At 60.0% G+C, this 12,150-nt stretch carries 10 protein-coding genes and 3 pseudogenes; 9 read left to right on the top strand and 4 right to left on the bottom strand.

Going from position 1 to position 12,150, the window contains the following annotated elements; all coding sequences use genetic code 11:
• The first annotated feature begins 149 nt into the window (after positions 1-149).
• From FVF58_RS50035 to FVF58_RS50025, 3 genes and pseudogenes are all read left to right on the top strand, one after another.
• Positions 150-728: an MFS transporter gene (locus tag FVF58_RS50035; protein ID WP_149676843.1), complete on the top strand. Its 579-nt coding sequence runs from the start codon at positions 150-152 to the stop codon at positions 726-728.
• 600 nt (positions 729-1,328) lie between these two features.
• A pseudogene (locus FVF58_RS54030) lies at positions 1,329-1,548 on the top strand (3'-5' exonuclease); the annotation flags it as partial.
• A 198-nt stretch (positions 1,549-1,746) separates the two neighbouring features.
• Positions 1,747-2,817: a DUF3300 domain-containing protein gene (locus FVF58_RS50025; protein ID WP_149676842.1), complete on the top strand. Its 1,071-nt coding sequence runs from the start codon at positions 1,747-1,749 to the stop codon at positions 2,815-2,817.
• Between the two features lie 61 nt (positions 2,818-2,878).
• On the opposite strand, the pseudogene FVF58_RS50020 reads toward FVF58_RS50025, so the two are convergent.
• Both FVF58_RS50020 and FVF58_RS50015 read right to left on the bottom strand, forming a co-directional pair.
• A pseudogene (locus FVF58_RS50020) lies at positions 2,879-3,418 on the bottom strand (penicillin-binding protein 2); the annotation flags it as partial.
• Positions 3,419-3,430: 12 nt separating this feature from the next.
• Positions 3,431-3,773: pseudogene (locus FVF58_RS50015) on the bottom strand (BON domain-containing protein).
• A gap of 461 nt (positions 3,774-4,234) precedes the next feature.
• Here FVF58_RS50015 and FVF58_RS50010 point away from each other — a divergent pair.
• From FVF58_RS50010 to FVF58_RS49995, 4 genes are all read left to right on the top strand, one after another.
• Positions 4,235-5,035 (top strand): potassium channel family protein, encoded by an 801-nt coding sequence (locus FVF58_RS50010; protein ID WP_149676840.1) that lies wholly within the window; start codon positions 4,235-4,237, stop codon positions 5,033-5,035.
• On the top strand, positions 5,032-6,765 hold the full coding sequence (locus FVF58_RS50005; protein WP_149676839.1) for a SulP family inorganic anion transporter: 1,734 nt from the start codon (positions 5,032-5,034) through the stop codon (positions 6,763-6,765). The genes FVF58_RS50010 and FVF58_RS50005 overlap by 4 nt, the downstream gene beginning before the upstream one ends.
• 56 nt (positions 6,766-6,821) lie before the next feature.
• On the top strand, positions 6,822-8,276 hold the full coding sequence (locus FVF58_RS50000) for a DUF2252 domain-containing protein (protein ID WP_246217596.1): 1,455 nt from the start codon (positions 6,822-6,824) through the stop codon (positions 8,274-8,276).
• A 444-nt stretch (positions 8,277-8,720) separates the two neighbouring features.
• A complete protein-coding gene (locus FVF58_RS49995) occupies positions 8,721-9,491 on the top strand; it encodes a hypothetical protein (RefSeq protein WP_149676838.1) in 771 nt (256 codons plus the stop codon).
• A gap of 188 nt (positions 9,492-9,679) precedes the next feature.
• Here the strand turns inward: FVF58_RS49995 and FVF58_RS54025 are convergent, their stop codons facing one another.
• Positions 9,680-10,138: an SHOCT domain-containing protein gene (locus tag FVF58_RS54025; RefSeq protein WP_246217595.1), complete on the bottom strand. Its 459-nt coding sequence runs from the start codon at positions 10,136-10,138 to the stop codon at positions 9,680-9,682.
• Positions 10,139-10,342: 204 nt separating this feature from the next.
• Positions 10,343-10,834: a VOC family protein gene (locus tag FVF58_RS54020; protein ID WP_246217594.1), complete on the bottom strand. Its 492-nt coding sequence runs from the start codon at positions 10,832-10,834 to the stop codon at positions 10,343-10,345.
• A 291-nt stretch (positions 10,835-11,125) separates the two neighbouring features.
• Between FVF58_RS54020 and FVF58_RS54635 the strand changes: the two genes are divergently transcribed.
• Positions 11,126-11,629, top strand: a complete 504-nt coding sequence (locus FVF58_RS54635) for a nuclear transport factor 2 family protein (RefSeq protein WP_149676844.1) — start codon at positions 11,126-11,128, stop codon at positions 11,627-11,629.
• Positions 11,630-11,761: 132 nt separating this feature from the next.
• Complete coding sequence (locus FVF58_RS49975; RefSeq protein ID WP_149676837.1) at positions 11,762-11,989, top strand: hypothetical protein; 228 nt, start codon at positions 11,762-11,764, stop codon at positions 11,987-11,989.
• The last annotated feature ends 161 nt before the right edge of the window (positions 11,990-12,150 follow it).

The raw sequence follows: 12,150 nt of genomic DNA, 5'->3' as shown, positions 1-12,150 counted from the left end.
ACCAGGCGGCTACGCAAATCTCGATCTTCTGACATGTACTCTCATCCCAGCTGTCCACGTGGACAGGTAGCATCAGAGAATCACTCGTTCATTGCTAGGGCGTCCGTAAAGGACCGCATACTTTCAAGGAGCGTAGGGCGGTCATAACCATGCGGTTGTGGGGGGCGTGCTTCTTCAATCTGCTGATCTTGTACTTCCTCGCCAATTGGCTCCCCACGCTGATCAAGAGTGCGGGAGTGTCGATGGGAGATGCGATAAGTATCGGGACCGCGCTGCAGGTTGGAGGCGCTACGGGAGCCCTTGCGTTAGGGGCGCTCATCGACCGAATTGGCTTTCGGCCGACTTTAGTGCCGTGTTTCATCGTTGCAGCGGTTAGCCTTTATATCTTCGGACATCCGGGTCTCACCGTAGCGATGCTGAGTGCGCTGGCCGGGGTAACAGGGTTCTGTATCGTAGGCGGACAGGCATCGATCACCGCGCTCGCCGTGAACTTTTACCCCACGGAGGCCCGATCCACAGGAGTCGGCTGGGCACTGGGGGCGGGGCGATTCGGTGCCATCCTGGCACCACTCTTGGGGGGTGAGTTCATCAAAGCCGGAATGGGCAATTCGATCATCTTTCCGGCCCTCGCCGTGCCGGCTGTGCTAACGGCCTTGCTGGTATGGGCCATGAGACTAACAGGTGACGGCTCGGTGCGAGCGGTAGCGCCGAAGCAATCAATTGCCTAGGTTGCTGTTGGTGTTCATTAATTTTGCTAGCCATGTTCACCGCATTTGCTAGCGCAAGAATGGCCGCAGCCACCGCCAGATAAGGCTGAGAGGCCAGATTGCCAGCTCTGTCACCCGTTGCGTTTCAGCAACGGGCGAACGGCTGGATGTCCGTTAATTTTGCTAGCGCGTTCACCTTGTCCTTCATTTCCGCTAACGCTGTGCCGATCGACGCGACAGGTACGTTATGGACAAGCAACGGCAAACATAAATAGCAACCGCCCCGTGGCGATTTTCGGAAAGCGCCCGGTCTGAATGCGTTGATGAGAAACGCCATACTGTACGACACTTTAGGCGATAGTCAGCAGGCCTCGCATTCCTTGAGTGGATGATCGAGATAGGGCAAACGCACTGCGCTTCTTCATTCGTGAGGGGCAGTGAGTCCGCGTTCCCGGCGGATAGGCGCGCTAGCAGAATTAGCGGACAACATTAGCGCTGCTGTGAACACGGCTAGCAGAATTAACGAACTTCAACAGCAGGTTTCACCATTGCACCGAACGGTGCATACGCCTTTTCCCCAGACCTGCTGAAGGAGATTGAAATCCCATGAAAGGAGCAACCGGCGCGCTCATCCTGCTGGAGTGGGATCACGTCTGGATCGCGCGATCGGAGGAAACCGTCGTTCCCGACGCGAAGTCCACGGAACCCGAGGAGCGCCGGGCTCTTCTACGTTGCCATGACACGCGCACGCGAGTCGCTGATGATCTCAGGTACGGCCAAGAATTTCGCATCGCGCTTCGTGACCGAAGCCCAGATCGAATCCGTAGCCGAGGCGGCATAGCTGCGACCCGTTCCGCTTTTCCACGAGCGCACATGGTAATCACAAAAGTCTCGACAGTACTCGCACACCCGCGCAGCTTCAGAGTACCGACCTCGAGTACTGAAAGAAGATAACGAAAACGTCATCACCGGGTCAGGTCCAAGACACTTCATTTTGCTTACCGTAGAAGTCTCAGATTACAAAGTTGGAACAGATTCCATGAAGTTGATCAAACGGGCCTTCTCACTCGTTGTGCCAACATGCATCGCGTTCGGGATGGCGGGCCATGCGGTCGCCGATCAGGCTAGTCAGGCACTGGTCCTGCCGTCCGCGGCGATTCAGCGCACGCCTGAAGAGCTGGAGCAACTTGTTGCTCCCATCGCGCTGTATCCGGATCCCCTGGTCGCACAAATTCTCGCGGCAGCCACACATATGCCGGAAGTCGTTGCAGCGGACCGCTGGATCCAATCGAATCCCCAATTGACGGGGAACGCACTGGCCGCTCAAGTCGATCAGCAGGTCTGGGATGTCAGCGTCAAGGCGCTTACAGGGTTTCCCGCCGTGCTCGCGAACATGGACCAGAATGTGCTCTGGACATCATCGCTTGGCGATGCGTACCTGAGCCAGCCACAGGAATTGATGGCGGCCATCCAGACGATGCGGCAGCAGGCCAGCACAGCGGGTAACCTCGGTATCAACCAACAGGAAACGGTAACGAACGATGGTGGATTGATCAGCATCGTGCCAGCCGATCCCGCAGTCGTGTACGTGCCCGAATACGATCCGGCGCTGGTTTATGGCGCACCGATGGCGGTCTGGCCAGGCTGGTATCGCGATCCGAACCTCTACCTTGATGGGCCCGGAATCGTGTTCGGTGGTGGATTCGCTTTGGGATACTTCGGCAATTACGGATGGGGCTGGCGACACTGGAGGCCTGACTGGCGTCATCAGGCGGTATGGTTCGATGGCGGCCAGTATGCGTGGCACAACCGCAGTCGCATTGACGCCGATCACTTTCACGGCAACGAAGGTTTCAATCCTCCCCCTGGCGCTTACGACATGCGCGGCATGTACGGTGCGGCGCACACGCAACAGCCTGCGATGTCGCGGCGGGAATTCATCGGATCGCATACGGTTCTGGGCGTCGGATTGAGCCGGCCTGGGGGAATCGGCCCTGAAGGTTTCGGTCGCGAAGAGTTCGGTCGCGAGCGTGCGGGCTTAGGCGCGATGGGACACGGCGGGATGGGACACATGAGCGCAGGCGCCCATGGCGGAAGCGGACGCGGTTAGGCGCGGTGCGAGCGCCGCCCGCTGTCGCCGTCACCGCGGCCGCTCCTGGCAGCTATTCGGCGACCGGGCGGCCACCTGCTGTGACCTCCATCTCCTCGAAGCCAGTTTGTCCGTGCAGTTCAGTTTCATAGCTTTGTTCGACACCGATCTTGCCGATGTGGTCCGTACCCTTGTAATTCGATGCGTTCAGCCGCGGGTCGTAGTGCTCCGAATCGGCGGAATTCTGCTCGCTGGCCGAGTCGATGCGCTCCTGGTCGCGCTGCGAAATGCGCCCGATGTAACCGATCACATGAGCGGCCGTGGAGCCTAATGGGTATTGCCGGAACAGGCGGGCGCACACCTCGACGTCGGGAAAGCGGAACCGCTGAACGGTAAATCGGGCGACTTCCTCGTCGCTCAGGCGGCTTCTGATCAGCAGGCTCTCGGAGTTCTTTGCGTCTGCCAACATCTTCCTGAAGCGCGACCGGTCTCTCGCGGTGATACTGACGATCTCCGAGAGTTCGTCGATCGTATCGTCGAGGTCCTTGCTAAGCTTTGTCCGGGTGATCTCGAGCGTGTAGGCAGAGTAATTTTTCGCCAGTACGACGCCGTTGCGATCGGTGAAGGCACGTCATTACGGCCTGAGGTGCAGTTCGTTGCTCACGGATTGCACCCCCGGCACGCCGCGCGTCACGGCAAGTGCTTTCTGGATCTGTGCCTCTGAATCCACGTATCCTGACAACTGCACGACGCCTCGATACGTCGCGACGCTCATCGGCAAAGATCTCAGCCCCGGGTCTCTCGCCGAGTGCTTGTTTCACCCGGGCGGCGAGCGCAGCGTCGTCAGTGGCGGTCTCGCCCGGTGTGGTCACGGCCGGCGTCGACGTCGACTTACAGCCGTTGATGAACACGAACGCGGGCAACGCGAATGCCGCGACGATCAGCAATCGGATTTTGATGTATGGCGCGTTTCGCATGTCGGTTATGACATCCTGATTCGTGCACATCGAGTGTCGTTCTGGTTGGCTTCGCAGGTACACATGTACGCGCTCCTGGAGTCCACCATGATAGTGCAGGGTGGCGGACTTGACCGAGCCAACTCGGCCGGGTCCGTTCATGCTGCGAGGCGAGTGTTTGGCTCAGTTCGTTAAGGCTTGTTCTTCGGCCAACTGCAGCCGTTCACAACCGGTAATCACATTTTCTCTCTCATGATGCCGAGTCTTTTGTATCACCGTGGCGGCGGCCAGGGTGGAACTGGCGACTTATCGCGACGGTGTTCTGATGGGTCTACAGCGTCTGTGGGAAAAGGAGTGACGCCTTTGGCCGCGCGGCGCGTCCTGCGACTCTTGACTATTGACTGTTGATCCAAAAGGGACGAGCTTTACAGCTGGCACCAGGTTCGCTCTTGTCTCGATCAGACTGTTTGTCCGAGGTAATGATGTGGATCTATCGCGTCGATGAGCCGCGTCTCGGAATCATTCGCATTCGCGAATGGCGACGCCGCGCGCGCCATACAGTCGGCCTTCTTGCTTTGCTGCTTGGCGGCTCCGCCACCGGGCTGGTTTTGCTCGATCAGTCCAATACCTCTTTCTCCAACAAGGTGTTCATGGCGCTTTGGGACGGGGTCAATCTCATCTCGACACTCGGTGACTTTGCCGAATTCAATCAGCCCCAGCAAATGTTCATGCTGCTGGCCATGTTCGCCACACTGCTGATCGGCGGGTTCGCGGTTTCGAGGCTTACGGGCATGCTCTCGGGCGATGATGTGATGGCATATCGGGAGAACAGGATCATGGAACGCAAGCTCGAACATCTCGCCAATCATGTTGTAGTGGTCGGATTTCATTCGCTCGGTGAACTCGTCGCAAAACGCTTGAGCGAAGCGGGGCAGTCGGTGCTCGTCCTCGTCGGTGATCAGGCTCAGGCGGACCGCGCGGCGGATCGCGGCCATATGGTCGTGTTCGGTTCACCGGGCGTGTTCGACGACGTGCTTAGGCATGCGCGGCTGACCAGCGCCAGGGCGCTGGTCGTGACGACGCCCGAAAGCAATAACAATCTGGCCATCACCTTGCTGGCGCATAGGCTGAATCCCTCGCTCACGATTGTCGTGCCCGGCGAAAACCCATTGAGAAAGGAGCTCTTCGAGAGCGCGGGGGCATCCGCCGTGGTCATTCCAGATGAGATCGTTGCGGATGCGCTGGTCGGCAACCTCACAACCCAGGTAGAGGCAACACCATGAAACCCGCGGTTTCGACGCAGACTCATCTGCATCGCATGCCTTTTCTGCAGGGACTACTGCCCTTCAATCCAGCGCAACTGCCGCACGACATCATCGGCGGGATCACGCTCGCGGCCCTTGGCATCCCCGAGGTGATGGGGTACACGAAGATTTCCGGCACGCCCACCGTCACTGGTCTCTATACGATCCTGCTGCCGCTGATCGCGTTTGCGGTCCTCGGTGCCTCGCGTCAACTGGTGGTTGCAGCGGATTCCGCGACGGCTGCCATCCTCGCTGGCACGCTGACAGCAGTCGCCGCATTGGGCAGCAAGGAGTACGTCGGCCTCACGAGCACAGTGGCGCTGACAGTCGCCGTGATGCTCGTGATTGCACGTGTCTTTCGCCTCGGCTTTCTCGCCGACTTTCTTTCCCGCAGCGCCCTGATCGGCTTCCTGACCGGCGTGGGCGTGCAGGTCGCCGCAGGCGAACTCGCCGGGCTTATCGGTCTCGCGAAGCAGGGGCATGGGCCGCTCATGCAACTGATATCGGTGCTGCAACGCGTCGCCGAGGCGAACACGCCAACGACCGCGCTTTCGCTTGCCGTGCTCGTGGTGATCGTCGGGTGCAAACGCCTGGCGCCGCGTGCGCCGGGTGCGCTGATTGCCGTGATTGGCTCCATCGTGGCGAGCGCAGTGTTCAACTTCGCGGCGCGTGGCATTGCGGTAACAGGTGAAGTGCCAGGCGGGCTTCCGTCGTTCTACCTCCCGCCGTTGCATATGAACGAGATCAACCAGGTGCTGGCAACGGCCGCCTCGTGCTTCATCGTCATCATCGCGCAGAGCGCGGCGACGGCGCGCGCGTACGCCAACCGCTACAACGAGAAGGGCGACGACAATGCCGACATCATCGGCCTCGCGGCCGCGAACGCAGCGGCCGCGCTTACGGGCACCTTCGTCGTAAACGGCAGTCCGACCAAGACTGAGATGGTCGACGATGCGGGCGGCCGCACCCAGGTTGCCCATCTGACCACGGCCGTCATCGTGCTGCTGGTGCTGCTGTTCCTCACAAAGCCGCTCAGTCTTCTGCCTGCCCCTGTCCTGTCGGCAATCGTATTCATGATCGGCGTGAAGCTGATCGACGTGAAGGGCATGAAAGAACTCTATCGCATGCAGAAGGACGAATTCGTCGTCGCGTTGCTCGCGGCGTGCGTGGTCGTGTTTGTCGACGTGATGCACGGCATTCTCGCTGCCGTCGTGTTGTCGCTGATTGCGCATGCGCGGCACAGCTACCGCCTGCGCACGCGCGTGTTGACGCGCAGCCCCGCCGGCCGTTGGGTCTCGCAGCCGGTCGCGCCGAATGTGCACGCGGCGCCCGGCATCGTCGTCTACCGGTTCGAAGCGGACCTGTTCTATGCGAACGCTGGCCGCTTTACGGACGAAATACTCAAACTCGTCAACGAGGCAAGTTCGCCGTTGCGCTGGGTGGTGATCGACGCATCGGAGATCCACAATATCGACTACACGGGGGGCAAGACGCTGCTCCAGTTGGGGGCGGAGCTCGATCGGCGCGGCGTGGGTGTCGCCGCGATCGCGCTTCCGACGGGTGTGCTGCGTGAGATCGAACGGTACAAGGCATTGCGTACGCGCGGCGTCCATCGCGAGATCTTTGCAACGGTGGATGCCGCGATTGACGCACTGCACGATATTTCGCCACCTGCATCCGAACCTTCACCTGACGCAAGACCGGAATGAAGCGCACGCAACGAAACAAAGTCGCTTTGACGTTGAATCCAGAAGAGGAGTGACACGTGTCTGAATCCGCTGCTGCAATGCGTGACGAATCTGGTGCGCCACGCTCTGATCCGAAGACACTGGTTGCGCAAGAAGACCCGTCCATACTGTTTGCGGGGCGTGGCTCGTTGACTGCTCGTGTCGAGCAGGGCAAGGCGGCGCGCGCAAAGGCACCGCGCGCGAAGCTGGCGGAATGCAAGATCGAGAATCGGGATCCCATCGCGCTGCTCGACGCGTCCAACACGGGCAGGGTGACGGAACTGATACCCATTCGCTACGGGCGCATGGTCGCGAGTCCGTTCGCGTTCTATCGCGGTGCCGCACCGCTGATGGCATACGATCTGTCGAAACTGCCGCATTCGGACGTGATCGTGCAACTGGGCGGAGACGCGCATCTGGCGAATTTCGGACTGTTCGCGAGCCCCGAGCGGCGCGTTCTTTTCGGACCCAACGACTTCGACGAAACGCTGCCTGGCCCCTTTGACTGGGATGTGCGCAGGCTGGCTGCATCGTTCGTGATTGCCGCACGCGAACGTGGATTTGCGACGCGTGACCAGCGCAGCGTGGTGCGCCGGCTGTGCGAGACGTTCCGCCAACGGGTCGCTGACTTCAGCCGGATGGACACGCTCGACGTCTGGTACTACCAGTTCAAGGCGGCGGGAATGCTGGCCATTGCCGACTCGTTGGAGGAAAGAAGGAAAGAACTGGTCGTGATCGAGAAGGCGAGACAGCAGTCGTCGCGTTCCCTGATGACTCACCAAACCGAACTGGTCAACGGCAAGCTGCGCATCAAGGACGTGCCTCCGCTCGTTTATCACGTGCCGTTGGAGAGCCCCCACGATCGCAAACAGTACGATGCACTGGTCCGCCGCTTCTTCGCCGACTACCGGCTGACGCTGCCTGATGACCGGCGCGCACTGTTCGATCGTTATGAACTGGTGGATGTTGCGATTCGCGTGGTGGGCATCGGGTCGGTAGGAACACGCTGCTACGAGGCGCTTTTCATGGCCGACGGACAGTGTCCACTGTTCCTGCAACTCAAGGAGGCCCGGGCTTCCGTATTGGAGGGTTATCTGCCGCCCAGCCGTTTTCCCAATCACGGCCAGCGCGTGGTGAACGGGCAGCGTCTGCTGCAATCGGCCAGCGACATATTTCTGGGTTGGTCCAAGATGCGCCATACAGGCAACGATTTCTATGTTCGACAGTTGCGCGACATGAAGGGCGCATTCGACTTCAACACTTTCGATGTCGAAGATCTCGGCGAATACGCGGTTTCCTGCGCTCACGCGCTGGCCCATTCGATGGCGAAAGCGGGCGATCCCGCATTGCTTAGCGGATATGTTGGAAAGTCGGGTGCGTTCGACGAAGCCATCGAGCAATTCGCGCTCGCTTATGCGGAACAGAATGAGGCTGACTGGACGGTTTTGAAAGCGGCAGTCAAGGCGGGACGCATCCAGGTCATTCGTCAATGAGTTTGGAGCGCCCCATCGGTTGTGCGCACCCGCATTTGCAGATTCACTATGGCATCTACGGGAAAAATGAAGCACCGCTGACGTGGTCCGCCGCTGCGCACCAAACCGACCCGTATAGAAGGTGAAAAGGCTGCGACGCTCGCGGGTCCTTGTCGTTTGCTATTGCGATAGCGGTCCATGCCGACCGTGGCTCTATCGTTCGACGTTTCCTCGATCCCCCGTTTCGGGGATGGTCGTAGACCGCGTTCGTCCCGATGATTGACATATCGGGACGGCACTGCAGCCGAACGCAACGGTGAGCCTGTGTTCACCCGTCACGACGGTCTCGTCCATTGCGGCCTATGGCCAGCCTGTTTTGACCAACAGGACGTATGTCAAGGCCAATCGGTGGATCGCATTCGTCGGGATTGGATACCGGTTCGAATTGTCGGAGGAAATACGGTTGTGAATGTCGACGCCTCAAATCGTCACCTAAGAACAGCGAGGGAGCAAGGTGCGCTGCGATTCCTGAGCAACGTGAGCCTGAGGTTGCAGCTCCGGGGGATGACTACAGACAGGGACGCCTTCGCGGACACGCTTACTCCCGTCGAGGAGGCAGATGTCGCGGGCATTGCAGGGAAGCGTGGCTATCCTGACGGGCAGCAGATCTCGGGTCAAATTCCGGCTTTTCCCCAGGTGGTCACCATGCGCGAAGATGACGCTCGCGAAATCATATCCGCCTTGCTCGGCTGCTGGCCGGAACCATCGCTTGCAGTTGCGAAACGCATAGGCATGGCAAAAATTGAGCTCGATTCCTACCTTGCCGGGCAGGCGACTTTGTCCGACGCGGCATTGTCGCGTCTGATGGCAGTCTTCGGGCTTACGTCCGTACACCATGAGCGTTTGACTGACGCGAAGCGCCCCGTGACGACCGTCGAGCACTACGTCCTCCTGGCGGGCAATGCGCCGGAGCGGGTTTCAACGGTCTACGACTTTCTGGTTGGAGAAGATCCAACCAGATCCAGCGTCGAGCTCGTGCCGGCTGGACATGCACCTGGCCACCGTTGGCGATACCTGCTCATCATGCGACAGCCGGACATTCCAAGTCTGATCTGTTTCTCGCGGATTGGGCGCAGTGCCCGGATGTTGGACGAAGGGCAACTGCCGCAGTTTCGCGGACAACTCGCAGTAGGTCTACGTACCAGGAAGACAAAGGACGCGGCCATGTCCCACTAGCCGCCGTTCGCCATCTCCGTCAGGTAGCCTATTCGAACGGCGGCTCCTGGTCCGATTCGGGACCCACAGGAACAGTCGAGTCGCTTCTTACTTACTTAGCAATCAACCGGACGACGTGCCCGTCCCAGCATGGGCGTTTCAGCCACGTAGAAATCGTGCCCCGATTGCGCTGCGCGATGACGGGACGCTCACAAACGGCTCAGCAGTTCCGCCTTCTTGGCGGCGCACTCCTCGTCGCTAAGAAGCCCCTTCGCGTGCAGTTGGGCGAGCTTCTCTATGGTGGCGAACACGTCCGCTTCGCGGGCGACCGACTGAGTGCTGACGGGCTCCTCCTGCACCGGCGGCGACGCCGGCTGCGGTACCCCACCGACCGAGACAACCGCCAGGCTGGCGACAGCAACCGAGCCGTGCTGGCTCGCAAATGTGAGGGAGGCGCCGCGGGACTGCTGCTGTGAGAAGCCGCTGATCTGGTGATCGAGCGTATCGTAAACCGTCACCTTGCCGTTCTCTTCGATCGCCAGGCGCCGGGGCCATGCGAAGTAGGCATAGCGGACGTCATTCTGCGCGCCGGTGCTGTTGGGCCGCCCCAGATCAACGGGCCACCAGGCGCCAGAGGTACCCGGGGCGGGCGGAACGAACAGATTCACCGGTGCGACCGGTCCGGCTGCAGTCTCCTGCTGGTTGCTGCCACCGTAACCAGCACTCTGCTGTTGTTGCTGGCCGCCGCCGTCGTTGCCCTGCTGCTGAGTATCATGGCTCTGCGACTGGAAGCTGCCGCTGCAAATAAGAAGGTCGAGCTGGTTTGCCCATCAGGCGGGAAAGCCCGGAACAGAGCCCATCGACCCGGCCTTTCAGATAGTTGTTGAACATGTCGGTACGATGGTCATTCCCCCCGGCATCCACTGGCCGGAGCCACCAAATTCGGGGTGATTGAACTGGGCCATGCTGCCGTTACCGCGAATCACAGACTCCAGCATGCTCATCACGGCATCCGTGCTGAACCGATTTTGCTGGGCTACTTCTTCGATGAATTTGCTGGCCGGTGGGGGTGAGTTTTCGCATGGTGATCCACTCATAGTTTCTTCCGACACCGGGTTATTTAAACCGCAGCGCCGCCTGCTCGGTGCCCGACGGGGCAATTCAGCGAGGATCGCGAAAACTAGGCAACGTGACACGCCTTCGCTAGGTACTGAGGTAAAGACACTCATTGCGTCGTCGGCCTCCAGGGTGAATTCGGGGAAGTCGAGCTGATGCGCAACGCTGAAATGGAAAGCTTGCTGGTAGAACTGCAGCGAGCGCTTCAAGTCCTGCAAGCGGATCTTCGTGTGGATCAGCTTGGCCATGACGCACCTCCGTGTTGTTAAATCAAGTGTAGGGACGCCAACCTGAATGTGGCAATGCACGGCTAAATCGCCTTTGGGACTTGCCCTTCCTGCAAGCGCGTCGGTGTTGCAGGCTTTCGCGCTATGGCGCAGGTCCTGGGCCGGCGTAGATGGCATGGCGACGGGTTGCAATGCAGCAGGCCATTCGTCGCGGGAGCGTCGATGCGCCGGCAAGATCCGTCTCGTCGTCGCCACCTGCGGATGCTAAAGTCCTTGCAGCCGCCAGCTTTCAACGAAAAGAAGGGGACCGTCATGCCAAACAGAACCTCCTTGCTCCAGCGCGCGGCAGTCGTCGCTGCTTTCTTTGTGCTGATCGCGAGCCATGTGGCCCGCGCCGAAGATAGCGTCGCGCCGGTTCATCCGGCCGCTCGCGATATTGCCCAAGAAGAGCGCAACCGCGCGCTAGTCGTGAACTTCTACGATGCGGTGTTCAACCGGCACGATCTCAGGACTGCTAGCACCGTGCTCGCACCGAATTACATTCAGCACAATCCGCATGTGCCCACCGGGTCCGCGCCGTTCATCAGCTTCTTTACCGAATACTTCAAGCATGCCCCCGATGCCCGTTCGGCCATCGTGCGCAGTGCGACCGACGGCGATCTCGTCTTCCTGCATGTTCACTCGACCGGCAACCCGCAAGACCGCGGCAACGCCATCGTGGATATCTTCCGCGTCCAGCACGGCAAGATCGCCGAGCACTGGGATGTGATTCAACCCGTGCCCGAGCAGTCGGCCAACGACAACACGATGTTCTAGTCGATCCGGCGAAACACGCTGTCTGCCGCGGGTCTCGCCTCGCGACAGACAGCGCGCCGCGGTTCAATCGCGGCTGCCGAACACCGCCTCCCGTTCGAACAGCGTTATCACCGTGTCGACCTCGGAGATTCGATGCGGCGCGACCTCGCGCAGATCGCCGCTCAAGACTCCGCGATGAAAATCGTCGTTCGCATCGAACTGGTTACCGACTGGGGTGAAGTAAATACGATCGAGGTGGGCCCCATCGACCGGCCAAGCCAAACGCTCGATCCCGAATCTGCAGGGCTGTCATTGGCGGACGGAAAGAAACTGCTGTTGATGTTCGTTAATTCTGCTAGCCGTGTCCACGGAATTTGCTAGCGAGAAAAGGGCTGCAACCCCCGTCCGATAAGGCCGTACGTAAGCACCCGGGGAAGGCATCTTGACAAGGGCAATCGCTGAAACGATCAAGCCGTGGTCGGCGTCCAGCGATGAGGAAGCAGTTGCGTGATGTCGGCGGCACGGTGTGTCGGCAAGCGCGT

It is taken from the genome of Paraburkholderia panacisoli (genome assembly GCF_008369935.1).
GTDB classification, from domain to species: Bacteria; Pseudomonadota; Gammaproteobacteria; order Burkholderiales; family Burkholderiaceae; genus Paraburkholderia; species Paraburkholderia panacisoli.
The sequence above is the reverse complement of the archived record's forward strand: the minus strand, read 5'-3'. Positions and strand labels throughout refer to the sequence as shown.

What these genes read in the sequence shown, in the direction of transcription:
- FVF58_RS54020 (WP_246217594.1), bottom strand. Translation starts at nt 10,834, where the DNA reads ATGGCCAAGCTGATCCACACGAAGATCCGCTTGCAGGACTTGAAGCGC.
- FVF58_RS50005 (WP_149676839.1), top strand. Translation starts at nt 5,032, where the DNA reads ATGAAACCCGCGGTTTCGACGCAGACTCATCTGCATCGCATGCCTTTT.
- FVF58_RS54635 (WP_149676844.1), top strand. Translation starts at nt 11,126, where the DNA reads ATGCCAAACAGAACCTCCTTGCTCCAGCGCGCGGCAGTCGTCGCTGCT.
- FVF58_RS50035 (WP_149676843.1), top strand. Translation starts at nt 150, where the DNA reads ATGCGGTTGTGGGGGGCGTGCTTCTTCAATCTGCTGATCTTGTACTTC.
- FVF58_RS49975 (WP_149676837.1), top strand. Translation starts at nt 11,762, where the DNA reads ATGCGGCGCGACCTCGCGCAGATCGCCGCTCAAGACTCCGCGATGAAA.
- FVF58_RS50025 (WP_149676842.1), top strand. Translation starts at nt 1,747, where the DNA reads ATGAAGTTGATCAAACGGGCCTTCTCACTCGTTGTGCCAACATGCATC.
- FVF58_RS50010 (WP_149676840.1), top strand. Translation starts at nt 4,235, where the DNA reads ATGTGGATCTATCGCGTCGATGAGCCGCGTCTCGGAATCATTCGCATT.